This is a genomic window from Achromobacter sp. MYb9 (assembly GCF_002975275.1).
In the GTDB taxonomy this organism is placed as follows: Bacteria; Pseudomonadota; Gammaproteobacteria; order Burkholderiales; family Burkholderiaceae_B; genus Achromobacter.
In genome coordinates this window covers 383,316-405,787 of the sequence record NZ_PCOQ01000002.1, presented here as the reverse complement: position 1 = coordinate 405,787, position 22,472 = coordinate 383,316, and the positions used below count along the sequence as shown (strand labels likewise).

Genomic DNA, 22,472 nt, shown 5'->3' with positions numbered 1-22,472 from the left:
TGGCGGTAGGGGCAACGGCGCAAGCCTCGCTTCGGTCGGGGAGACACCCAATGCAAACAGCCACCGGCCGAAAGGCGGGTGGCTGCGAACGGGGCGGTACCCCGGGGGAACGACAACAGGTCGGGCGTCGCCCGGCGATATCAGCCCGCCTTAACCGAAACGGCGGCGGACACGCGCTTGGCCTTGGCGCGGGCGGTCGCGACATCGTCGGCGACGGCCAGGCCCACGCCCATGCGGCGCTTGACGAAGGATTCGGGCTTGCCGAACAGGCGGATATCCGTGCCGGCTTCCGCCAGGGCTTCCGCCACGTTATGGAACGACACGGCGGCGGCATCCACCCCGCCATAGATGACGCTGCTGGCGCCCGGCTGGCGCAGGCGGGTGTCCACCGGCAGCCCCAGCAGCGCGCGGGCGTGCAATTCGAATTCGTTCTGGGCCTGCGTGATCATGGTCACCATGCCCGTGTCGTGCGGACGCGGGCTGACTTCCGAGAACCAGACCTGGTCGCCGGCCACGAACAGTTCGACGCCGAAGATGCCCAGCCCGCCCAGGTCGGCCGTGACGGCCAGGGCGATTTCCCGGGCCCGCGCCAGCGCGGCGGGCGACATCGGGTGCGGCTGCCAGCTTTCGACGTAGTCGCCATCGACCTGCTTGTGGCCGATGGGCTCGCAATAGTGGGTCTCGACGCGGCCGTCGGCGCCCCGGGCGCGGACGGTCAGCAGGGTGATTTCATAGTCGAAGCGGATGAAACCTTCGACGATGGCCCGGCCACCGCCCACGCGGCCGCCTTCCTGGGCGTAGCGCCACGATTGCCCCACATCGTCCGCGCTTTTGATCACCGACTGGCCCTTGCCGGACGAAGACATGACCGGCTTGATGACGCAGGGGTAGCCGATGCCGCCGTCGATCGCGGCGCGCAGTTCCGCCTCGGTGTCGACGAATTTATAGGGGGAAGTCGGCAGGCCCAGGGTCTCGGCCGCCAGGCGGCGGATACCCTCGCGGTTCATGGTCAATTGGGCCGCGCGGGCGGTCGGGGTCACGCGCGCCACGCCGGCCGCTTCCAGTTCCACCAGCAAACTCGTGGCAATAGCCTCGATTTCGGGGACAATAACGTGCGGCCGTTCCTGTTCGATGATCTTCTTCAGGGCGTCCGCGTCGGTCATCGAGACCACGTGCGCCCGGTGCGCCACCTGGTGGCCCGGCGCATCCGCGTACCGGTCCACCGCAATGACTTCCACGCCCAGCCTCTGCAGGGCAATGATGACCTCTTTACCCAATTCACCCGACCCGAGCAGCATGACTCGGGTGGCCAGGGGGGACAGGGGCGTGCCAAGGACGGGGCTGGAAATGCTGGACATGGAGCGGGCCTGGATAGAAGGATTGAAAGCCGTTGAAAACAGCCGCCAGGATGCCATACGCCCCTGCTGGGGGCAAACCCGCATACTGATATTAAAATCGCCGCATGACTGATCATCCCACTACATCGTCCGATACCGCGCTGGCATCCGCGCGCAGAACGCTGCAAATCGAAAGTCAGGGTCTGCTGGACCTGTCCGCCCGGCTGGACGACACCTTCACCCAGGTCGTCGCCCTGCTGCTGGCCTGCCGCGGCCGGGTCGTCGTCACCGGCATCGGCAAGACGGGCCATATCGCCCGCAAGATCGCCGCGACGTTCGCCTCGACCGGCACCCCGGCCTTCTTCGTGCACGCCGCGGAAGCCGTCCATGGCGACCTGGGCATGATCACGCGGGACGATGTCGTCATCGCCATTTCGTATTCGGGCGCCGGCCAAGAGCTGCTGACCATCTTGCCGGTGGCGCGCCGCATGGGCGCGAAGCTGGTGGCGATCACCGGCCACCCGCAATCGGAATTGGCCCTGCTGGCCGATGTGCACCTGGATGGCAGCGTGGCGCTGGAGGCCTGCCCGTTGAATTTGGCGCCCACGGCCAGCACCACGGCAGCGCTGGCCCTGGGCGACGCCCTCGCGGTCGCCTGCCTGGAAGCCCGCGGCTTCGGCCCCCAGGATTTCGCGCGGTCGCATCCGGGCGGCGCCCTTGGCCGCCGCCTGCTGACCCACGTGCGCGACGTCATGCGCCAGGGCAACGCCCTGCCGATCGTGCTGTCCGGCACCCCGGTGTCCCAGGCGCTGGAAGTCATGTCGGCCAAAGGCATGGGCATGACCGTCGTCACCGACGCGCAGCACCGCCCGCTGGGCATCTTCACCGACGGCGATTTGCGCCGCCTGATCGCCCGGCACGGCGATATCCGCAGTCTGACCGTGGAGGCCGGCATGACCCGGTCGCCACGCAGCATCAACCCCGACGCGCTTGCCGTCGAAGCCGCCCAGCAGATGGACGAGCTCCGGCTCAGCCAGATGCTGGTGCTGGACAACGATGGCGCGCTGCTCGGCGCCTTGCACATGCACGATCTGATGGCCGCTAAAGTGGTATGACTATGAATCTTCCTGCTTCCGTGACTCACCCGGCCGAAGCGCTGGTCCTTGCCCGTATTCCCGCCACCGTGCGCGACCGTGCCGCAGCGGTGCGCCTGATGGTCTTCGACGTCGACGGCGTGCTGACCGATGGCAGCCTCTACTATGGCGAAAGCGGCGAACTGCAAAAGCGCTTCCACGCACTGGACGGCCACGGCCTGCGCCTGCTGATGGAAGGCGGGCTGAAGGTGGCGCTGATGACGGGCCGCTCGGGCCCCATCGTGGCGCGCCGCGCCGCCGAACTGGGCATCGCGGAAGTCATGCAGGGCGTTCGCGACAAGGGCGCGGCCCTGGTAGAACTTGCGCAGCGCAACGCGGTCCAACTGAATCAGACCGGCTATATGGGCGATGACATCATCGATCTGCCGGCCATGCAGCGCGCCGGCTTCGCCGTCAGCGTGCCGAACGCGCCCGGCTATGTCAGCCAGGCAGCGCATTGGGTCTCGACGCAACCGGGCGGCAGCGGCGCGGTGCGCGAATGCTGCGACCTGCTGCTGGCCTCCCAGGGGCGCCTTGGCGCATTCCTGGCGGCGCCGGGCCTGCTTGGCCCCGGCGCCATCCAATGACCCTCTTGAACCCGCACACGCCCGCGCGGCGAACCTGATGAAAGAACGTTTCCCTTCACTGATCGCGCTGTTCCTCCTGCTGGTGCTCGTCACCAGTTCGTGGTGGGCGGCCGATTACGCGCAGCGCGCCATCCAGGTGGACCCGCCGCGGCGCCTCACGCACGAGATGGACGCGTGGTCACGCGATTTCGTGATGCTGCGCACCGATCCGTCGGGACGCCCCATCAACCGGCTGGAAGGCGAATACGCCGAACACTTTCCGGACGATGACTCGTACCACATCACCGCGCCGCGCGCGGTGGGCCAACGCGAAGCCAACCCGATCACGGTGGGCGTCTCGAAGACCGCCGTGATGGAGCAAGGCGGCAAGCGCATCGTCATGAACGGCGACGCGCACGTGCATCGCCAGCCCGACGCCAACAACGACGTGCTGGACGTGCGCAGCCAGCAGTTGATCATCCTGCCGGACGAAGATGTGGTTTTCACGGATCTGCCCGCCGAGGTGATCAAGGGCCGTTCGCGCATGAACGGCAAGGGCATGCACTACAACAACAAAACACGCCAATTGCAGGTATCCGCGTCGACGGACGTCGAGATCTCCGGTTCCGAAGGCAGGCAACAACGCCGGACCGAGATACCCGCCAACAACTCTGACCAGAAAAAGCCATGACCGACCTCCGGATTCTCCTTGCCCCGACGACCCGCCTGCTCGGCGCGGTCCTGCTGACGGCTTCGGTGCTTGCGCCGGCCCACGCCCAGGACGCCGCGCCCAAGCCCGCAGCCGGCGCCAGCAAGGCGGCAACCCCCGCCGAGGAGCCCAGCACGCTGATCCTGTCGGACACCCTGCACTATGACGACGTGAAAAAGCAAAGCGTCTTCACGGGCAACGTCAACATGACGCGCGGCCTCATGACGCTGACCTCCGATACGCTGGAAATGCACGAGGACGCCCAGGGCGGCCAATACGGCACGGCGACGGCCAACAAAGGCAAAGTCGTGACCATCCGCCAGGAACGTCCCGAGACCTTCGAACTGATCGAAGGCAAGGGGCTGCGCGCCGAATACGACGGCACCAAGAACACCTTCGACCTGATCGGCCAAGCCGTGGTCGTCCGTTATGTCTGTGGCAAACCGTTCGACACGATTCGCGGCGAACGGGTACGCTACAACGAGAAAACCGGCACGTACGAAGCCCAAGGCGGCCCCAATTCCGCAGCCGCTGGCGGACGCGTCCGCTCGGTCGCCGAACCCCGCGCCAAGTCGGACGCGGCGGTCGCCGAATGCCGCAAGCAACAAGCCGCCAAGAAAGGGCGCTAAGCCGCCCCCCATGCAACACCACTCGCAGCCACGATGAACCAACCTTCTGTGCCGACCCCCGTGACCTCCGCCCCCTCGGGGGTCAAGCAGGGCAGCCTGCGCGCAACCGGTTTGCGCAAGACCTATAACGGCCGGACCGTGGTGCAGGACGTGTCCCTGTCCGTCGTCAGCGGCGAAGTCGTCGGCCTGCTTGGCCCCAACGGCGCCGGCAAGACCACCAGCTTCTACATGATCGTGGGCCTGGTGCCCGCGGATGCCGGCCGCATCGAAATCGACGGCTCGGTCATCACGGCAATGCCGATCCACAAGCGCGCGCGCATGGGCCTGTCGTACCTGCCGCAGGACGCCTCCGTGTTCCGTCGGCTGACGGTGGAACAGAACATCCGCGCCGTGCTGGAATTGCAGGTCGACGCAGACGGCCGTGCGCTTTCCACGCCCAAGATCAACGAGCAGATGGAAGCCTTGCTGGAAGAGCTCCAGATCGGCCATATCCGCAGCAATGCCGCGATCTCGCTGTCGGGCGGCGAACGCCGCCGCGTGGAAATCGCGCGCGCGCTGGCGACCAGCCCGCGCTTCATCCTGCTGGATGAGCCCTTCGCCGGCGTGGACCCCATCGCCGTCATCGAAATCCAGCGCATCGTCCGGTTCCTGAAGGGCCGCGGCATCGGCGTGCTGATCACCGACCACAACGTGCGCGAAACGCTGGGCATCTGCGACCGCGCCTACATCATCAGCGAAGGCAAAGTGCTGACCGACGGCCACCCCGACGAAATCGTGGGCGATCCGGCCGTGCGCCGCGTCTATCTGGGCGAGCACTTCCGCATGTAACTGGCACCCTGGGGAAGACCCCTAGGCCCCCTGCGGGCAAGGAGGGATACTCCCCTGGGACTCCGCCATAAAAATGCCATGTTCTTGCGCTAGGTCAGCTTGTTTTATCGGCCCGAGTCTATACACTAGTACTTAACGAACCACCCAAATAAAGGAGAACGCCTAACGACCTCACCGCGCATTTTGCGCACCCATTTTTCTCTTTTAGAAGGAGAGCACGCTATGAACCTGAGCATCTGCGGTCGTCACCTCGACGTCACCCCGGCAATCCGGGAATATGTCATGAACAAATTGGCGCGAGTGCTGCGGCATTTCGATCACGTCATCGATACCCAGGTCATGCTCTCAGTAGAGCCCCTGCGGCATAGAGCCGAAATCACCATGCGTCTTAGCGGTAAAGACATTCATTGTGAAGCAACCGATGAAAATCTCTATGCAGCCATAGACCTTCTTGCTGACAAAGTCGACCGTCAGGTCATCAAGCACAAGGACAAGGTACGAAGTCACTCAGCGGAGTCCGTGAAGCGGCAAGCGGCGAGCCTCTCGCCACCCCAGCAGTAATGCGCTTCATGATCACTCGCCCTGGGCGATCAAGCTAAACAGCGATTCTAGAAATCCTGCCTAAGTCCCGGTGTCCCGCTAGACGTCAGTCCAGCCGGGGCATCGGCAAAAGTCCCCGCACTCCCCCTTCCGCGTGACTCCCCCAAGAGCTTTGTCCCTGAATCTTCGGTTTCTTCCGGAGAAGCCTCGTTGCGTAGTGGATTTCCGGCTTTTCGCACCCTATTGGCGCTTTTGAAAACACCTTCGCCCCCTGGAATGCCCACAATCCGGCGCGATCAGTCTATGCTGTCGCTCTTGCCGTACGGCCGTCCGCCCACACTATGGGCACGGCGCGAGGCCAATTTATTGCACTGCGTCATATAACCATATAATGATCCGATGAATCATTTGTCGCGCATCCTACCCGCCGGCAACGTCGTGCTCGATATGCTCGCAACGAGCAAGAAACGAGCATTCGAACAAGCCGGCCTTCTCTTTGAAAACAACCATGGCCTGGCGCGTGCGCTCGTGTTCGACAGCCTGTTTGCCCGGGAACGCCTAGGCTCCACTGCCCTTGGGCAGGGCGTTGCCGTTCCCCATGGCCGCGTGAAGGGCTTGGAGCAGGCGCTGGCGGCATTCATCCGCCTGGCGCAGCCCATCACCTTCGACGCGCCCGACGGGCAACCGGTGTCGATGCTGCTCTGCCTGCTGGTGCCGGAAACGGCCACCCAGCAGCACCTGGACATCCTGGCCGAACTCGCTCAACTGATGTCCAACAAGGCATTGCGCGAGGCCCTGGCCACGGAGGCCGATCCGGCCATCGTCCACAAGATGCTCACGACCGGCCAACTCTGACCCTCCGCGGAAACGCTGCCATGCTCACGGTGCAGGAACTCGTCGACGACAACGCCGACAAAATCCCCTTCAACTGGATCTCGGGCCAAGGCGCCGCGGACCGCGCAATTCCCGATGACGGCATGGCGGCCGCCGACCTCGTCGGCCACTTGAACCTGATCCACCCCTCGCGCATCCAGGTGTTCGGGCAGGAAGAACTGGCGTACTACACGCGCTTCGACCTGCGCCGCCGCATGCACCACATGGACGAGCTGCTGATCGGCGGCGTGCCCGCCATCCTGCTGGCCGACGGCCTGACGCCGCCGCAAGACCTGGTCGACCAATGCGACCAGCATCAGGTTCCGCTGCTGTCCACCCCCGTGGCCGCCGCCCAGTTGATCGACCTGCTGCGCATCTACCTCGGCAAGAAGCTTGCGCCCACCACCACGGTGCACGGCGTATTCCTCGACGTGCTGGGCCTGGGCGTGCTGATCACCGGCGAGTCCGGCCTGGGCAAAAGCGAACTGGCGCTGGAACTGATTTCACGCGGGCACGGCCTGGTGGCCGACGACGCCGTGGAATTCTCGCGCACCGCGCCCAACATGATCGAAGGCCACTGCCCGCAACTGCTGCAGAACCTGCTGGAAGTGCGCGGCCTGGGCTTGCTCGACATCCGCACCATCTTCGGCGAAACCTCGGTGCGCCGGAAGATGCGCTTGAAACTGATCGTGCATCTGGTGCGCGCCACCGCGCAAGACAAGTTCGAACGGCTGCCGCTGCAAGACATCACGCAAGACATGCTGGGCCTGCCCGTGCGCAAGGTGATGCTGCAAGTGGCCGCCGGCCGCAACCTGGCCGTGCTGGTCGAAGCCGCCGTGCGCAACACGATACTCAAGTTGCGCGGTATCGATACGCTGGGCGAGTTCATGGAACGCCAGGCCATGGCGATCCTGCAAAGCAGTAAATGAACGCGCGTCGCCACGCGGCACCGTGAGCCTGTACGAAACCCTGGCCGCCGAGATCGCCAAATCGATCGCGGATGGCGTATTGCGTGTCGGCGACAAACTGCCGTCCGTGCGCGATGCCTGTGCGGCCCGGGGCGTCAGCCCTTCCACGGTATTCCAGGCGTACTACCTGCTGGAAGCGCGCGGCCTCATCCGTGCGCAGCCACGCTCGGGCTACTACGTGCACGCCCCCGCGGAATCCCTTCCCCCCGAACCAGGCGCATCCAGCCCCGACGGCGAGTCCACCGAACTCGCGATCAGCGAACGCATCTTCGACATCCTGGGGTCCGTGCGCAACCGCGACGTGACGCCATTGGGGTCCGCCTTTCCCTCGCCATTGCTGTTTCCGCTGGCGCGGCTGGCGCAAGCGATGGCCACGCACCTGAAGCGCCACGATCCCCTGGATACCGTCGAAGACTTGAGCCCTGGCAATCCGGGCCTGCGACGGCAGATCGCGTTGCGCTACCTGATCGGCGGCATCAACGTGCCCGCCAGCGACATCGTGGTGACCAACGGCGCGCTGGAAGCGCTGAACCTGTGCCTGCAAGCTGTCACCCAGCCGGGCGATACCGTGATCGTCGAAGCGCCCACGTTCTACGGCGCATTGCAGGCACTTGAACGACAGGGGCTCAAGGCGCTGGAAGTGCCGACCCATCCGCGTACCGGCATCGACCTGGACGCGATGGAAGCCGCCATCCAGCGGCACGCCCCCAAGGCCTGCTGGCTGATGACGCAATTCCAGAACCCGCTGGGCAGCCTGATGCCGGACGACAGGAAGCGGCAATTGGTGGAATTGCTGGCGCGCCACGACATCCCGCTGATCGAAGACGACGTCTACGGTGAACTGTATTTTGGCGCTGCGCGGCCGGTGCCCGCCAAAGCCTACGACAAGCAGGGGCTGGTGCTGCATTGCTCGTCGTTTTCCAAATGCCTGGCGCCTGGCTACCGCATCGGCTGGGTATCCGCCGGCCGCTACGCGCAGCGCGTGCAGCGCTTGAAGTTGACGTCCACGCTGTCCGCGTCGGGCCCCGCGCAGGGTGCGATCGCCGAGTACCTGGAACAAGGCGGCTACGACCGCCATCTGCGCCGGCTACGCGAAACGCTGCAGGCGCAGCAAGAACGCATGGCCGATGCGATTGCGCGCGAGTTCCCCGCCGGCACGCGCGTGACGCGTCCGCAGGGAGGATTTTTCCTGTGGCTGGAGTTGCCCGCAGCGGTGGATGCGCTGGCCTTGCATCGCGATGCGCTGGCGCGCGGCATCAGCGTGGCGCCCGGCCCGATATTTTCGGCAAGCGGCCAGTTCGCCAGCGCCGTGCGCCTGAACTATGGGCACCCCTGGGACGCTGCGCACGACACCGCCATCCAAACGCTGGGGGCCCTGGCGCGGCAAGCCTGCGCGCAGGCGGTCCGGCCGCGCTAGCGCGCCGTCAAGGCAACGTCAGTTCAACGTCGAGGCCGCGCGCGCCCGTTTGACCTCAAGCGCCGTGACGCCGCCGGCCTCGTTGCCCCAGCTATTGCGCAGGTACGACACCAGCATGGCGATGTCGTTGTCATTCAGGATCTGCCCGAACGGCGGCATGCCGTGCGGCCGGGGGTTGGCCGCCGTCGCCGGCGCATAGCCGCCATCCAGCACCATGCGGATCACGTTGACGGGCGACGGCGCCGTCACCGTGGGGTTGCCCGCCAGCGCAGGCCAGGCCGTGCCGCTTCCCTCGCCTTTCGACTGATGGCACTGCGCGCACTGTTGTTCGTAGATCTTGCTGCCCAGCTCCATCACAGCCGGCGCGGCCGCCACCTGCTGGCGCGGCGTGGAGGCCGGCGTGGCTGGCAGCGACTTGATGTAGACCCCGATCGCCAACGCATCGTCGTCGGTCAGGTGCTGCGTGCTGCCCAGCACCACTTCGGCCATCGGTCCACTAGCGCTGGAATGCGCGGAAATGCCGGTCTTGAGCAAGGCCGCGATATCGGCCGCCGTCCAGCGACCCATGCCCGTCTGCATGTCGTTGGTCAGCGGCGGGGCATACCAGTCCAGCACGGGAATGACGCCACCGGTCAGGGACGCCGACGCGCGCGTCGCACCCAGGCTGTTGCGTGGCGTATGGCAGGCCGCGCAGTGCCCCACCCCTTCGACCAGATAGCGCCCGCGGTTCCACTGCACCGACTGGCTCGCGTCGGTTTCCCGCACGCCGGGCTTGAAGTACAGCGCGCGCCATGCGGCCAGTAAGGCGCGCTGGTCGTACGGGAAGTCCAATTCGGGTGGGCGATTGGGCTGGCTGACGGGCGCCACGCTGCGCAGATAGGCATAGAGCGCATCGGCGTCGGCGCGCGTGACCCGCGTGTATTCCGTGTACGGAAAGGCGGGATACAGCAACGTGCCGTCTTTCGATTTGCCGTTATGCAGCGCCTGCCAGAAGTCATCGGCGGTCCACGTGCCGATGCCGGTCTTGTCGTCGGGGGTAATGTTCGGGCCGAACACGGTGCCGAACGGCGTCGGGATGGGCGTGCCGCCCGCCAGCGCCTTGCCGCCCCGGCTGGTGTGACAGGCCATGCAATTGCCCGCCAGCGCCAGATAGCGCCCGCGCTCGATCAGCGTGGAGGCGTCGGCGGGCGCCGCGGCGGGCCCGGTGCTGGAGTCATCACGCGTGCCCAGCCAATACAGGGCGCCCGCGGTAACCACCACGGCCAGCAACAATGCACAGAGAATTCTCTTCAGCAATTTCATCGGGCGCCCTTCAGCGTTGAGCCTGGCTGCCGCATTCCGCAGGCAGGCGCAGCGATCCGGCGGCCTCGGGCGCATAGGGCTCGACGACCGGTTGCGACGACAGCCACGCCGCCAGGGCGCCGATGTCGGTGGGAGTGAGCTTGTTGGCGATATCGGCCATGCAGTCCGGCGCGGCGGCGCGGCGCAGGCCGTTCTTCCAGCTGCCGATCTGCGAACCGATGTAGTCGCGCGGCAAGCCCAGCAGACCGGGGATGGCCGGCATCAGGCCGCTGAGGGCGGCGCCGTGACAGGAAGCACAGGCGGGCAGGCCGCGGGCAGCGTCGCCGTGCAAGGCCAGCGTGCGGCCGGCTTCCATCGTGGCGTTGGACACCTGCGCGCGCGTCGGCGGCGGATACGGCACATGCTGCTGGGAAAAATACGCGGCCATCTCGCGCAGGTAGTCGTCGGGCAGGCCGGCCAGCAGATGCGCCATGGGGCGGTACTGGCGGCGGTCGTCCCGAAAATTCAACAATTGGTGATACAGGTAGTCCTGCGGCTTGCCGGCCAGGCGCGGGTAATAGCCGTCGGTGCCGGCCTTGCCCTGCGCGCCATGGCAGGCCGTACAGGCCGCGACCCGGGCCGCCATGGTGTCGGGGCGCAATGTGTCGGGAGCGGCAGGCTGCGCCAGGACGGACGTTGCCATAAAGACAACAACAGCTGCCGGCATCACGCGGAAAATCGCCCCAAACCGCGGCAGTGAAACACTACAAAACGAAATGAGGGCTAACATCTAGGTCGAATTCCAATCCCCCGAAACGCATGACGGCGGGGCGCGTAAGTGAATCGATCAAGTATCCGGCCCCAAGCTTACGCCAGGGCACACGAAACGGTACAGGCGCAGATTCCCAGTTTACGGCCATACCAGATGCCATCCCGCCGGCATCGTCCTGGAAAAGCGTGCCACAATCATGTCCATGTTGAAAGTCGTCCTTGTCACCGGCATCTCAGGCTCAGGCAAATCCGTTGCCCTGCGCATGCTTGAAGATGCCAGCTACACCTGCGTCGACAACCTGCCCGTCCGCTTCCTGACCGAGTTCATCGCCAACGCGCGGGATGACGGCCTGGAGCGCGTTGCCGTCGCCATCGATGTCCGGTCCCCCGGCGAACTGGCAGAGCTGCCCGACGTGGTCACGGCCCTGCGCGCCATGGGCACCAGCCTGCGCGTGGTGTTCCTGGACGCCAACACCTCGACGCTGGTGCAACGCTACTCGGAATCCCGGCGCCGCCATCCGCTGACCGACCGCCTGCAGCGCGGCGGCACCGCGCCGTCGCTCACCGACTGCATCGCGCTGGAGCGCGAACTGCTGGCGCCGCTGCGCGAGCAGGAACACGTGATCGACACGTCCGACCTGACGCCCGGCCAATTGCGCGCCTGGGTGCGCGACCTGATCCAGGCCGACCGGGCGCCGTTGGTGCTGACGTTCGAATCCTTCGCCTACAAGCGCGGCGTGCCCGGCGACGCCGATCTGGTGTTCGACGTGCGCTGCCTGCCCAACCCCCATTACGACCGCAACCTGCGCCCGCTGACTGGCCGCGACGAACCCGTGGCCACGTGGCTGGCGGGGTATGAGCAGGTCGGGCAGATGATCGACGATATCGCCGGTTTCCTGAACCGCTGGCTGCCGCAGTACACGCAAGACACCCGCAACTACCTGACCGTGGCGATCGGCTGCACGGGCGGCCAGCACCGCTCGGTCTATGTGGTCGAGCAATTGGCCCTGCGCTTCGCCGATCACGACCCCCTGCTGGTGCGCCACCGCAACCAATTGCCCACCGAATCCGCATGATCCTGTCCCGCCCGCTCCACCTTATCCTGATGTTGCTGCTGGCCATTGCCGTGGCGGGATGCTCATCCACCGGTGGACGCAAAAAGGGCGGCGGTTATTACAAGGACGACGGCCCGGACGCCAACCCGCCGTCCAACCTGGACCAGATACCCGACGCGGTGCCGCGCATCGAACCCTACGCCAGCGGCGCCAACCGGCCCTACGTGGTGTTCGGCCAGCGCTATGTGCCGGACACCAGCGGCCAACCGTACAAGCAGCGCGGCATTGCGTCCTGGTACGGCAAGAAATTCCACGGCAATTCCACGTCCATCGGCGAGTCCTACGACATGTACGCCATGACGGCCGCCCATACGACGCTGCCCATCCCCAGCTATGCGCGCGTCACGAGCCTGGTCAACGGCAAGACGATCGTCGTGCGCGTGAACGACCGCGGGCCGTTCCATAGCGACCGGATCATGGACCTGTCCTATGTCGCGGCGTACAAGCTGGGGATCATCGGGCCGGGCAGCGGCCAGGTGGTCGTGGAGAGCATTCCGCAAGCGGAGATCCGCCGGCTGGCCTCGCAGGGCGCGCCGGCCGCGCCGGAACCCGCTTCCGCCACGGGCTCGTTGCCCGTGCTGGCGCCGGTGGCCGCCGAGCCCGTCGCGCTGACAGCCGAGCCGCTGCCAGGCCCTGCCCCGGGCTCCGCGCCGGTGCGCCAAACCCCGTCGGGCGGCGCGGGCACGGTCTATTTGCAAGTGGGCGCGTTCAGCCAGCCGGCCAACGCGCAATCGCTCGTCGCCCGCATCAATTCGCAGTTGGGCACGGCGGGCGCGCCGCCCGCGCAGGTGGAACAATCCAACAACCTGTATCGGGTCAGAATCGGGCCTTACCCCGATCGGCAAAGCGCCTTGGACGCCGTGCAGCTGGTGTCGGACCGAATCGGCATCCTGCCGAGCATCGCCGCGCAATAAGCACGGCGGCGGGTCACACCCGCCCCCTATCCGCACTTACCAGGGCAGTTCGGCCTGTCCGTCGCAGACGCGGCGCGCACGCGCGTTGCGGCTGACATACCGGTTGCCTTCGTGCGCCAGCAGCGCCTGCTTGCGCGGCAAGCCGCCACCGAAGCCCGTCAGCGAGGTATCGGCGCCGATCACGCGATGACAGGGGATGATGATGATGATCGGGTTGCGGCCCACTGCGCCGCCCACCGCCTGCGCGCCCTTCGGACGCCCGACGGTGCGCGCCAGATCGCCATAGCTGGCGAGCTTGCCGAAATCCAGCGCGCACAGCGCGTGCCAGACTTTGTGCTGGAATGTCGTGCCCACGGGATCAAGCGCCACATCGAAGCCGCGGCGCTTGCCCAAGAACCATTCGTCCAGCTCGCGCCGCGCCTGCTCCAGGATGGGATCGGTTTCGGAATGCGTCCAGCCTTCGGCCGACGGCAGCAGTTCCTGGTCAGTGAACCACGCGCCGCGCAGGCCCTTGGGGCTGGCGACCAGGCGCATTTCACCCAGCGGCGTGGGCATATCGCGATAGGTGATCGGTTCGAGGGGATCGGCGGGCTTGTTCGCCACGACCGTTGAATACACCATGCCTTACTCCGACGACTTCTTGCGGGCCAGCGCCCGGTTGTACAACACGTCGCGCGCTACGCCCGTGACCTTGGCAGCCACGCGGGTGGCGTCGCGCACCGACATCGATTCCAGCAACGCGTCCAGCAGCACGTCCGTGCGAGGGTCGGTTTCCTCGTCGACGTCTTGTCCGGCTTGCGCGTGGGCAATCAACACGAATTCGCCCTGTTCGCGATGCGAGTCCGCGGCCAGCCAACCTGCGGCCTCGCCCAGCGTGAAGGTAGCGATCTCTTCAAATCGTTTGGTGAGCTCGCGCGCGACGGTCAGTTGGCGGTCGGGGCCGCAGACCTCCAGCAGATCGGCCAGGGTGGCGGCCAACCGGTGCGGCGACTCGAACATGACGACCGGCGCCGGCAAGGCGCACCAGGAACGCAGCCAGCGTTGGCGCGCCACGGCCTTGGGCGGCGGAAAGCCGGCGAAGGCATAAGCCGGGTTTTCGTCGGTGGTGACGCCGCTACCCATCAGGGCCGTAATCACCGCGCTGGGACCGGGCACGGGCACCACGGTGAACCCCGCTTCGCGCACGGCGCGCACCACGCGCGCGCCCGGATCGCTGACGGCGGGCGCGCCCGCGTCCGACACGAGCGCCACGCGCTGGCCTTGCGCCAAGCGTTCACAGATGGCCTGCGCGGCGGCGGCCTCGTTGTGGCGGTGGGCCGCCATGAGCGGCGTGCTGACGCCCCAGGCGTCCAACAAGGTCCGGCTGGCCCGCGTGTCTTCGGCCGCGATCACATCGGCGCGTTGCAGGGCATGCCAGGCCCTCAGCCCCAGGTCGCCCAGGTTGCCGATCGGCGTGGCCACGACGTACAACGTCGACGCAGGCCAATGCTGCCCGGCCACGCGTTCAGCCACGCGGTTCCAGGCATCGCCGGCAGGCGGGGGTGAGACATTTTGATTCATTGCAGCCTACTGACACGGAAAACCATGTCAGTGTAGCCGCCAATGCCCGCCCCTTCGGAGCCCCCATGACGGACGACACCCTGCGCCTGGCCTGCGAACTGGCGCTGGCCGCGCGGCGCCGCGCGGACAAGCGCCGCCGCCGCGCCCGGCCACGTGGCGCGCCGGAAGACGCGCCCGTGCGCCGCTCACCCATGCAACGCCGCGGCGACTTCCATGAAGACGCCGCGCTGCGCCTGCTGCTGGCCCAGGGCCTGGTGCTGCTGGCCCGCAACCTCTGGACCCGGGCGGGCGAAATTGACCTGGCCATGCGCGACGGCGACACGCTGGTGTTCGTGGAGGTCCGGGCCCGCGGCCCAACCCGCTACGGTGGCGCCGCGGCCAGCATCGGCCGCGACAAGCAGGCCCGGCTGGCCCGCGCCGCCGCGCAATGGTTGCCGGAACTGACCCGGCGGCACTGGCACGGCACGCCGCCGCCGGCCCGCTTCGACGCCGTGGTGTTCGACGCCGGCCAACCTCAATGGCTGCGCGCCGCTTTCCTGCTGCCTTGAGGCCGACGCCGGACGTGGACAACTCCGGCCGGACGCCACCGTAACGTCCTGCCGCAGCGTCGTTACGGATCGACAGAACAGGGTGACCGCCGCGTGAGATAATCGCGGCCATGGATATGACCTCTCGTATGACGTCGCACTTTCGCGACGCCATGGCTGCGTGCGAACAAAGTATGAACGTCCTGGCCGAACCGCTGGCGGTGGCGGTGGACGTGCTATTCGGCGCCCTGGCGAACAACGGCAAGATTCTGGCTTGCGGCAACGGCGGATCCGCCGCGGATGCGCAGCATTTCATCGCCGAACTGGTGGGCCGCTTCGAACGCGAGCGCCTGCCGCTGGCGGGCATCGCGCTCAATACCGACACCGCGATTCTCACCGCAGTCGGCAACGACTACGGCTTCGATGAAATCTACGAACGCCAGGTCAACGCCTTCGGCCAGGCCGGAGACGTGCTGGTGGCGATCTCCACCAGCGGCAATTCCCCCAACGTGGTCCGCGCCATGGAAGCCGCCAGCGCGCGCGAGATGCATGTTCTTGCCCTGACGGGCAAGGGCGGCGGCGTCATGGGGGAACTCATTACGCCCATGGACGTCCATCTATGTGTTCCCAGCGACCGCACGATGCGGGTCCAGGAAGTCCATATTCTGCTGCTGCACGCACTGTGCGACGGCATCGACGCTCTTCTGCTTGGAGACACTGAATGATTTCTGACGTCAGAACCGCAGTCCGCCCCCTGATGCTAGCGGCCGCCCTGTCCACCGCGGCGCTGTCGCTGACGGCCTGCGCGCCCCTGATCGTAGGCGGCGCCGCCGCCACCACGGCGGTCGTGGTCACGGACCGCCGCACGTCCGGCACTCAGCTTGAAGACCAGAACATGGCCTTCAAGGCGCAAAGCCAGATTTCCCAGAAATTGGGCGATACCGCCCGGGTCAATGCGATGGCCTACGGCGGCCACCTGCTGCTGACGGGCGACGTGCCCTCCGAAGAGGCAAAAAGCCAGGCCACCGCCATCGCCCAGGGCATCGAAAACGTCAAACAGGTCATCAACCAGTTGAACGTGGGCCCGATCGCGTCGTTCGGCACCCGCTCGAACGACACCTGGCTGACCTCTAAAGTAAAGACCGCGCTGATCAACACCAAGTACGTGCCGTCCGGCACCATCGCACTGACGACGGACCACAGCGTCGTCTATCTGATGGGCAAGGTCACGCAGGCCGAGGGCGACTACGCAGCGAATGCCACGGCCGACGTCGGCGGCGTCGCAAAGGTGGTTAAACTGTTCGAGACCATCAGCCGGGAAGAAGCGATCCGGCTGTCCAACAGCAGCACCCGGGACCAATCCACGGAAACCAAGGCGCCCATTGAAAGCGGCGCCGGCGCAGCACCCAGCGGCAACGCGGCCGGCACGAGCAACGGCGTAGAGGCCATGCCCATCAAATGAAAAAAGCCATCGTAGCCCTGGCCGTCCTGGTCGCGGTCGGCATCGGCGCCTGGTTCGTCTGGCGCCCCGCCCAGACCGCGCCCGATGTCACCTTCACCACGCTGGAAGGCAAGTCCTTCTCGATGCAGGACTTGCGCGGCAAGGTCGTGCTGGTCAAGTTCTGGGCAACCAGCTGTGTGACCTGCGTGAAGCAGATGCCCGAAACCATCGCGGCCTATAAACAGTACGCCAGCAAGGGCTACGAGGCCGTGGCCGTCGCCATGGATTACGACCCGCCCAACTTCGTGCTGAACTTCGCCGAACAGCGCAAGCTGCCCTTCCCCGTGGCGCTGGACACCAAGGGCGACATCGCCCGCGCCTTCGGCGACATCCGCCTGACGCCCACGGCCTTCCTGATCGACAAGCAGGGACACATCATCAAGCGCTATCTGGGCGAATACGACGTGGCCGAATTTCACGCCACCGTGGAAAAGGCGCTGGCCGCCGGCTAGACGCGCCGCCCGCCTCCCCATGAAAAAACCGCCCGATGGGCGGTTTTTTCATGGCTGGCCTGAGACTGGCCGGATTCAGAACGCCGGAATCACGGCGCCCTTGTACTTTTCCTGGATGAACTTCTTCACCTCGGGCGTGTGCAGGGCATCGACCAGCTTCTTGATGCCCGGCGCATCTTTGTTGTCGGCGCGGGTCACGAGGATGTTGGCGTAGGGCGAATCGGCGCCCTCGATGAAGAGCGCGTCCTTGGTGGGCACCAGGCCGGCTTCCAGCGCGTAGTTGGTGTTGATCAGCGCCAGGTCCACGTCGTCCAGCGAGCGCGGCAGCATCGCGGCTTCCAGTTCGCGGAACTTCAGCTTCTTGGGATTCTCGACCACATCGGCGGCGGTCGCCAGAATGTTGGAAGGATCCTTCAGCTTGATCACGCCCTGCTTTTGCAGCAGCACCAGCGCGCGGCCGCCGTTGGACGGGTCGTTCGGAATAGCGACCGAAGCGCCGTCCTTCAGTTCGGACAGGCTCTTGATCTTCTTGGAGTAGCCGCCGAAGGGTTCGACGTGGACCAGCGCCACCGGTACGAGCGTGGCCTTGCGGTCCTTGTTGAACGCATCCAGATAGGGCTTGTGCTGGAAGAAGTTGGCGTCCAGCTGTTTGTCGGCCAGTTGCAGGTTGGGCTGCACATAATCGCTGAACACCTTGATGTCGAGCTCGACGCCCTGCTTGGCCAACTGCGGTTTCACCACTTCCAGGATTTCGGCGTGCGGCACCTGGGTCGCGCCCACCACCACTTTTTCAGCATGGGCGGCATTGGCCGCCACCAGGAAGGCCGATGCCGCAAGGGCAGAGCGGACGAAGTTAAAACGCATGTTTTGCCTCTTATAGGGATAAAAATGGGGGCCCATGTCCGCCCGGGTGCGGATTCGCCCCCTTTTGCGGGGCGCCGCGCTCTCGAAAACGCCCCAATTTACCTGAATGCCGGTTATTTGTCGGGCATATGGACATAGGTTTTAGGCATATGAAACCTGCGGGTACTACAATCCGTCGTATGCTTGCGCTACCGCGTCCCGAACGCGATTTTGTGCAGGCATTTTTTCTAACCACTCATACTTATTTGCCGACTTAGCTGCCATGACCGACACCCCCGACCCTGCTGCCGTTTCGTCCCCCGCTGTCAAAGCCGCTGTGCTGTCTGAAGCACTGCCGTATATCCGACGATTCCACGGCAAGACCATCGTGGTCAAGTACGGCGGCAACGCCATGACGGAAGAGCGCTTGCAGCGCAGCTTCGCGCACGATGTCGTGCTGCTGAAGCTGGTGGGTCTGAATCCGGTGGTCGTCCACGGCGGCGGTCCGCAGATCGACGACGCGCTGCGCCGCATTGGTAAGCAGGGCACCTTCATCCAGGGCATGCGCGTGACCGATGCCGAGACCATGGAAGTGGTCGAATGGGTGCTGGGCGGCCAGGTCCAGCAAGACATCGTCATGATGATCAACGAAGTCGGCGGCAAGGCCGTGGGCCTGACCGGCAAGGACGGCGGCCTGATCCAGGCCCAGAAGAAGCTGATGGCCAACAAGGACAACCCCGACGAACCGATCGACATCGGTTTCGTGGGCGACATCACCCTGGTCGAGCCGGCCGTGGTGAAAGCCTTGCAGGACGACCAGTTCATTCCGGTGATCTCGCCGATCGGCTATGGCGAAGACGGCACGGCCTACAACATCAACGCCGACGTCGTCGCCGGCAAGATGGCCGAAGTGCTGGGCGCTGAAAAGCTGCTGATGCTGACCAACACGCCGGGCGTGCTGGACAAGGCCGGCAAGTTGCTGCGCAGCCTGTCCGCCCAGACCATCGACGAACTCTTCGCGGACGGCACCATCTCGGGCGGCATGCTGCCCAAGATCTCGTCGGCGCTGGACGCTGCCAAGAACGGCGTGAATTCCGTGCACATCGTCGACGGCCGCGTGCCGCACTGCCTGCTGCTGGAGATCCTGACCGATCAGGGCGTCGGCACGATGATCAGCTCGCACTGATGTTCCCCCCGCAGCGCTGCGCGGCGCCCCCCAGGGGGCGCCGCTGCGGACCGGCGGAGCCGGATCCGCACGGCCCGGATCTGGGCGGCCCGGATCTGGGCGACCCGTTTCTCCAGTGGCGTTTTTGATGCAAGCGCGCCGACAATTGCTGCGGCCGGCGGTGCGCATGCGCCGTTCGCGCCGCGTGGCCACGGGCGTTTCCGAACGCCTGTGGCTGTTCGATCTGGACAATACGCTCCACGATACCTCGCACGCCATTTTCCCCAAGATCGACCACGGCATGACGATGGCCGTGGCCGAAGCCTTGAACGTCGACATCGACACGGCCAACGACGTGCGCCGGCTGTACTGGAAGCGCTACGGCGCCACGATGATCGGGATGGTGCGCCACCACGGCGTGAATCCGCACGACTTCCTGCACCGCAGCCACGACTTCGACGTCAATTCGCTGGTACGCGCTGAAAAGGCGCTGGCTTACAAGCTGCGGCAGTTGCCGGGCCGCAAGGTGCTGCTGACCAACGCACCGCTGCGATACGCACGCGCGGTGTTGGCCCGACTGGGCATCTTGCGCCAGTTCGACAGCCTGTGGGCCATCGAGCACATGCGACTGCACGGTGAATTCCGACCCAAGCCGTCGCCCGCGCTGCTGCGCTATGTGCTGGCCCGCGAAGGTGTGCCCGCCCATCGTGCCGTCCTGGTGGAAGACACACTGGCCAACCTGCGCGGCGCACGCCAGGCTGGCGTGCGGACAGTACATGTCTATCACCCCGGCACTCCCTTTTCCCGTGGCCGCTCCCATCGTCCGGCCTACGTCGACTTGCGGGTAAACTCCGTCAGTGATTTGTTGTTACGCCGACGTCCCCTGCGGGGATAGCGGCGCGCTCCTCCCCCCATTCACCGTCAAGCCTGCGCGAGAGCAGTTCCTTCCATGGCGAGCAAACCCGGCGAGCGCAAGACCCAGATTCTGCAGACACTGGCCGAGATGCTAGAGCAGCCGCATGCGTCCCGCATCACCACGGCCGCCCTCGCCGCGCGCCTTGAAGTGTCGGAAGCCGCGCTGTACCGGCACTTCGCCAGCAAGGCGCAGATGTTCGAAGGGCTGATCGAATTCATCGAAACCAGTATCTTCACGCTGGTGAACCAGATTGCCACCGCCGAACCCTACGGCGTGCCCCAGGCGCACAAGACCGTCTCGATGCTGCTGACCTTCTCGGAACGCAACAAGGGCATGACGCGCGTGCTGACCGGGGACGCACTGGTCACGGAAGACAACCGGCTGCAAGAACGCATCAACCACATCAACGACCGCATCGAAACCTCGCTGAAGCAATCGCTGCGTATCGCCATCACCGACGGCGGCCTGCCGCCGGACGCGAACGTCGCCGCGCACGCCAGCCTGCTGACGCACCTGGTGCTGGGCCGGTGGCTGCGCTATGCGCAGAGCGGCTGGCGCGTGGCGCCCACGCTGCACCTGGACGAACAACTGCGCCTGGCCCTGGGCTGAATCACCCATTGCGGTCGATTGTTGGCACATTTGCGCCATAACACGAACGAATTACCGGAGGGCCTCTGAGGACGCCTCGGTCTCGTTCGACACAATTGGTGTGCATTTACGCAACATTCCAAAGCTTGCGACGACCAAGGGCGGACGAGCATAATGCCCGAGGTGGGTTTCTACAAGTACATATCTTCTTCGGTTTGACCCACATCAATACGGGTTTTCCTCAATGCCGTCACGATCATCCTGTAGCACCGACACATCGAATTGAACAAACCCGTGCTCGCGGGGAGTGTGTCGGAAGTTTGACCTCAACCGGAGATGGATATGACTGCGCCAGCCGCTGTCCCTGCCTCGCAAGCCCCCAAGAAAGCAAAAATTCCAATCGGACTCGTCGCCGGCATCCTGGTGATGATCGGGGTGCTGATGATGCCCCTGCCTGCCGACCTGCCGGTCGCGGGCCACCGCATGCTGGCGATCCTGGCGTTTGCCGTGGTGGTCTGGATTACCGAAGCCGTGTCTTACGAAGCCAGCGCGATCATGATCACGACGCTGATGGCCTTCCTGTTGGGCACGGCTCCGACAATCAAAGACCCGAACGTGCTGTACGGCACGTCCGCCGCCATCAGCATGGCGCTTAACGGTTTCTCGAATTCGGCGCTGGCGCTGGTCACCGGCGCCTTGTTCATTGCCGCCGCCATGACCTTCACCGGGCTGGACCGGCGCATCGCGCTGGTCACCTTGTCGAAAGTCGGCACCAGCACGCGCCGCATCCTGATCGGATGTATCGCCGTGACGATCGTGCTGAGCCTGGTCGTGCCCAGCGCCACCGCGCGCAGCGCGGCCGTGGTGCCCATCATGATGGGCGTCATCGCGGCCTTCGGCGTGGACAAGCGGTCGAACATCGCCGCCGGCATCATGATCATCGTGGCGCAGGCCACCAGCATCTGGAACGTTGGCATCCAGACCGCCGCCGCGCAGAACCTGCTGACGGTCGGCTTCATGGAAAAGATGCTTGGCGAACGCGTGGCGTGGTCGGACTGGCTGATCGCCGGCGCCCCCTGGTCGCTGATCATGTCGGCCGTGCTGATCTTCGTCGTGCTGAAGATGCTGCCGCCGGAAAGCGACAGCATCGCCGGAGGCAAGGAAGCAGTCGAAAAGTCGCTGATTGAGCTGGGCCCCATGACGGGCGCGCAAAAGCGCCTGATGGCCGTGTCGGTCATGCTGCTGCTGTTCTGGTCGACCGAAGGCAAGCTGCACAAGTTCGACACCACCTCGACCACTTACTTCGGCCTGGTTCTGCTGATGCTGCCGCGCTTTGGCGTGATGACGTGGAAAGACGTGCAGGCGCGCATCCCATGGGGCACGGTCATCGTGTTCGGCGTGGGCATCAGCCTGGGCACCGCCCTGTTGACGACGCAAGCAGGCCAATGGCTGGGCAACCAGGTCGTGGCGCACACCGGGTTGGATCAACTGGGCCCGCTGGCGATCTTCGCCATCCTTGCCGCGTTCCTGATCATCATCCACCTGGGTTTCGCCAGCGCCACCGCGCTGACCTCGGCCATGCTGCCCATCCTGATCTCGGTGCTGGCCACGCTGCCGGGCGACTTCAGCCGCCTGGGCATGACCATGCTGCTGGGCTTCGTGGTCAGCTACGGTTTCATCCTGCCGATCAACGCGCCGCAGAACATGGTTTGCCTGGGCACGGAGACCTTCAACGCCAAGCAGTTCGCCAAAGTCGGCATCATCGTCACCATCGTGGGTTACCTGCTGATGCTGGTCATGGGCGCGACGTACTGGCGCTGGCTCGGCTGGCTTTAAGGA

Annotated in this window: 25 protein-coding genes; 19 read left to right on the top strand and 6 right to left on the bottom strand. The window is 65.5% G+C overall.

All coding sequences use genetic code 11. The features are described 5' to 3' along the window. Positions 1 to 140: 140 nt before the first annotated feature. Positions 141 to 1,358 carry a formate-dependent phosphoribosylglycinamide formyltransferase gene (purT, locus tag CQ050_RS06180; protein WP_105555987.1) on the bottom strand — a complete coding sequence of 406 codons (1,218 nt, stop codon included), beginning with the start codon at positions 1,356 to 1,358 and terminating at the stop codon, positions 141 to 143. Positions 1,359 to 1,462: 104 nt separating this feature from the next. On the opposite strand from purT, the gene CQ050_RS06175 reads away from it, so the two are divergent. The 9 genes from CQ050_RS06175 to CQ050_RS06135 all read left to right on the top strand — a co-directional run bounded on the left by CQ050_RS06175 (position 1,463) and on the right by CQ050_RS06135 (position 9,000). Then, complete coding sequence (locus CQ050_RS06175) at positions 1,463 to 2,452, top strand: SIS domain-containing protein (protein WP_105555911.1); 990 nt, start codon at positions 1,463 to 1,465, stop codon at positions 2,450 to 2,452. Then, positions 2,449 to 3,057, top strand: a complete 609-nt coding sequence (locus tag CQ050_RS06170; RefSeq protein ID WP_105555910.1) for an HAD family hydrolase — start codon at positions 2,449 to 2,451, stop codon at positions 3,055 to 3,057. The genes CQ050_RS06175 and CQ050_RS06170 overlap by 4 nt, the downstream gene beginning before the upstream one ends. Before the next feature lie 37 nt (positions 3,058 to 3,094). Then, positions 3,095 to 3,727: an LPS export ABC transporter periplasmic protein LptC gene (gene lptC / locus CQ050_RS06165; RefSeq protein WP_105555909.1), complete on the top strand. Its 633-nt coding sequence runs from the start codon at positions 3,095 to 3,097 to the stop codon at positions 3,725 to 3,727. Beyond that, complete coding sequence (gene lptA / locus CQ050_RS06160) at positions 3,724 to 4,374, top strand: lipopolysaccharide transport periplasmic protein LptA (protein ID WP_105555908.1); 651 nt, start codon at positions 3,724 to 3,726, stop codon at positions 4,372 to 4,374. The genes lptC and lptA overlap by 4 nt, the downstream gene beginning before the upstream one ends. A 33-nt stretch (positions 4,375 to 4,407) precedes the next feature. Then, positions 4,408 to 5,202, top strand: a complete 795-nt coding sequence (lptB, locus tag CQ050_RS06155) for an LPS export ABC transporter ATP-binding protein (RefSeq protein WP_105555907.1) — start codon at positions 4,408 to 4,410, stop codon at positions 5,200 to 5,202. Between the two features lie 222 nt (positions 5,203 to 5,424). Beyond that, entirely contained in the window at positions 5,425 to 5,763 is a 339-nt protein-coding gene (gene hpf / locus CQ050_RS06150; RefSeq protein WP_006216296.1) for a ribosome hibernation-promoting factor, HPF/YfiA family, read from the top strand. Positions 5,764 to 6,141: 378 nt separating this feature from the next. Beyond that, positions 6,142 to 6,597 carry a PTS sugar transporter subunit IIA gene (locus CQ050_RS06145; RefSeq protein WP_006224727.1) on the top strand — a complete coding sequence of 152 codons (456 nt, stop codon included), beginning with the start codon at positions 6,142 to 6,144 and terminating at the stop codon, positions 6,595 to 6,597. A 20-nt stretch (positions 6,598 to 6,617) separates the two neighbouring features. Then, entirely contained in the window at positions 6,618 to 7,544 is a 927-nt protein-coding gene (gene hprK, locus CQ050_RS06140; protein WP_006216298.1) for an HPr(Ser) kinase/phosphatase, read from the top strand. 22 nt (positions 7,545 to 7,566) lie between these two features. Then, positions 7,567 to 9,000 (top strand): PLP-dependent aminotransferase family protein, encoded by a 1,434-nt coding sequence (locus tag CQ050_RS06135; RefSeq protein ID WP_105555906.1) that lies wholly within the window; start codon positions 7,567 to 7,569, stop codon positions 8,998 to 9,000. A gap of 18 nt (positions 9,001 to 9,018) precedes the next feature. Here the strand turns inward: CQ050_RS06135 and CQ050_RS06130 are convergent, their stop codons facing one another. Both CQ050_RS06130 and CQ050_RS06125 read right to left on the bottom strand, forming a co-directional pair. Continuing rightward, on the bottom strand, positions 9,019 to 10,302 hold the full coding sequence (locus CQ050_RS06130) for a cytochrome c (protein ID WP_105555905.1): 1,284 nt from the start codon (positions 10,300 to 10,302) through the stop codon (positions 9,019 to 9,021). A gap of 10 nt (positions 10,303 to 10,312) precedes the next feature. Continuing rightward, the gene (locus tag CQ050_RS06125) at positions 10,313 to 11,071 is read right to left on the bottom strand and encodes a c-type cytochrome (RefSeq protein ID WP_105555904.1); all 759 of its coding nucleotides are present in this window, start codon (positions 11,069 to 11,071) and stop codon (positions 10,313 to 10,315) included. Positions 11,072 to 11,255: 184 nt separating this feature from the next. Between CQ050_RS06125 and rapZ the strand changes: the two genes are divergently transcribed. After that, positions 11,256 to 12,128: an RNase adapter RapZ gene (gene rapZ, locus CQ050_RS06120; RefSeq protein WP_105555986.1), complete on the top strand. Its 873-nt coding sequence runs from the start codon at positions 11,256 to 11,258 to the stop codon at positions 12,126 to 12,128. Beyond that, positions 12,125 to 13,081 carry a septal ring lytic transglycosylase RlpA family protein gene (locus tag CQ050_RS06115; RefSeq protein ID WP_105555903.1) on the top strand — a complete coding sequence of 319 codons (957 nt, stop codon included), beginning with the start codon at positions 12,125 to 12,127 and terminating at the stop codon, positions 13,079 to 13,081. Before rapZ ends, CQ050_RS06115 begins: the two co-directional genes overlap by 4 nt. A gap of 36 nt (positions 13,082 to 13,117) precedes the next feature. Here the strand turns inward: CQ050_RS06115 and CQ050_RS06110 are convergent, their stop codons facing one another. Both CQ050_RS06110 and rsmI read right to left on the bottom strand, forming a co-directional pair. Continuing rightward, a complete protein-coding gene (locus CQ050_RS06110; RefSeq protein ID WP_105555902.1) occupies positions 13,118 to 13,702 on the bottom strand; it encodes a methylated-DNA--[protein]-cysteine S-methyltransferase in 585 nt (194 codons plus the stop codon). A gap of 3 nt (positions 13,703 to 13,705) precedes the next feature. Beyond that, entirely contained in the window at positions 13,706 to 14,641 is a 936-nt protein-coding gene (rsmI, locus tag CQ050_RS06105) for a 16S rRNA (cytidine(1402)-2'-O)-methyltransferase (RefSeq protein WP_105555901.1), read from the bottom strand. 65 nt (positions 14,642 to 14,706) lie between these two features. Between rsmI and CQ050_RS06100 the strand changes: the two genes are divergently transcribed. The 4 genes from CQ050_RS06100 to CQ050_RS06085 all read left to right on the top strand — a co-directional run bounded on the left by CQ050_RS06100 (position 14,707) and on the right by CQ050_RS06085 (position 17,121). Continuing rightward, entirely contained in the window at positions 14,707 to 15,189 is a 483-nt protein-coding gene (locus tag CQ050_RS06100; protein ID WP_105555900.1) for a YraN family protein, read from the top strand. A 110-nt stretch (positions 15,190 to 15,299) separates the two neighbouring features. Beyond that, a complete protein-coding gene (locus CQ050_RS06095) occupies positions 15,300 to 15,893 on the top strand; it encodes a phosphoheptose isomerase (protein ID WP_169274276.1) in 594 nt (197 codons plus the stop codon). Further along, positions 15,890 to 16,630 (top strand): BON domain-containing protein, encoded by a 741-nt coding sequence (locus CQ050_RS06090; RefSeq protein ID WP_105555898.1) that lies wholly within the window; start codon positions 15,890 to 15,892, stop codon positions 16,628 to 16,630. The genes CQ050_RS06095 and CQ050_RS06090 overlap by 4 nt, the downstream gene beginning before the upstream one ends. Beyond that, positions 16,627 to 17,121, top strand: coding sequence for a peroxiredoxin (locus tag CQ050_RS06085; protein ID WP_105555897.1), 495 nt, complete (start codon positions 16,627 to 16,629; stop codon positions 17,119 to 17,121). The genes CQ050_RS06090 and CQ050_RS06085 overlap by 4 nt, the downstream gene beginning before the upstream one ends. A gap of 75 nt (positions 17,122 to 17,196) precedes the next feature. On the opposite strand, the gene CQ050_RS06080 is transcribed toward CQ050_RS06085, so the two are convergent. Beyond that, positions 17,197 to 17,985, bottom strand: coding sequence for a MetQ/NlpA family ABC transporter substrate-binding protein (locus CQ050_RS06080; protein WP_105555896.1), 789 nt, complete (start codon positions 17,983 to 17,985; stop codon positions 17,197 to 17,199). A gap of 262 nt (positions 17,986 to 18,247) precedes the next feature. On the opposite strand from CQ050_RS06080, the gene argB reads away from it, so the two are divergent. The 4 genes from argB (at position 18,248) to CQ050_RS06060 (ending at position 22,469) form a co-directional block, all read left to right on the top strand. Further along, entirely contained in the window at positions 18,248 to 19,150 is a 903-nt protein-coding gene (gene argB / locus CQ050_RS06075) for an acetylglutamate kinase (protein ID WP_105555895.1), read from the top strand. A gap of 127 nt (positions 19,151 to 19,277) precedes the next feature. Then, the gene (locus CQ050_RS06070) at positions 19,278 to 20,024 is read left to right on the top strand and encodes a pyrimidine 5'-nucleotidase (protein WP_105555894.1); all 747 of its coding nucleotides are present in this window, start codon (positions 19,278 to 19,280) and stop codon (positions 20,022 to 20,024) included. Between the two features lie 54 nt (positions 20,025 to 20,078). Further along, complete coding sequence (gene slmA / locus CQ050_RS06065; protein WP_105555893.1) at positions 20,079 to 20,654, top strand: nucleoid occlusion factor SlmA; 576 nt, start codon at positions 20,079 to 20,081, stop codon at positions 20,652 to 20,654. A 321-nt stretch (positions 20,655 to 20,975) separates the two neighbouring features. Continuing rightward, complete coding sequence (locus CQ050_RS06060; protein ID WP_105555892.1) at positions 20,976 to 22,469, top strand: DASS family sodium-coupled anion symporter; 1,494 nt, start codon at positions 20,976 to 20,978, stop codon at positions 22,467 to 22,469. The last annotated feature ends 3 nt before the right edge of the window (positions 22,470 to 22,472 follow it).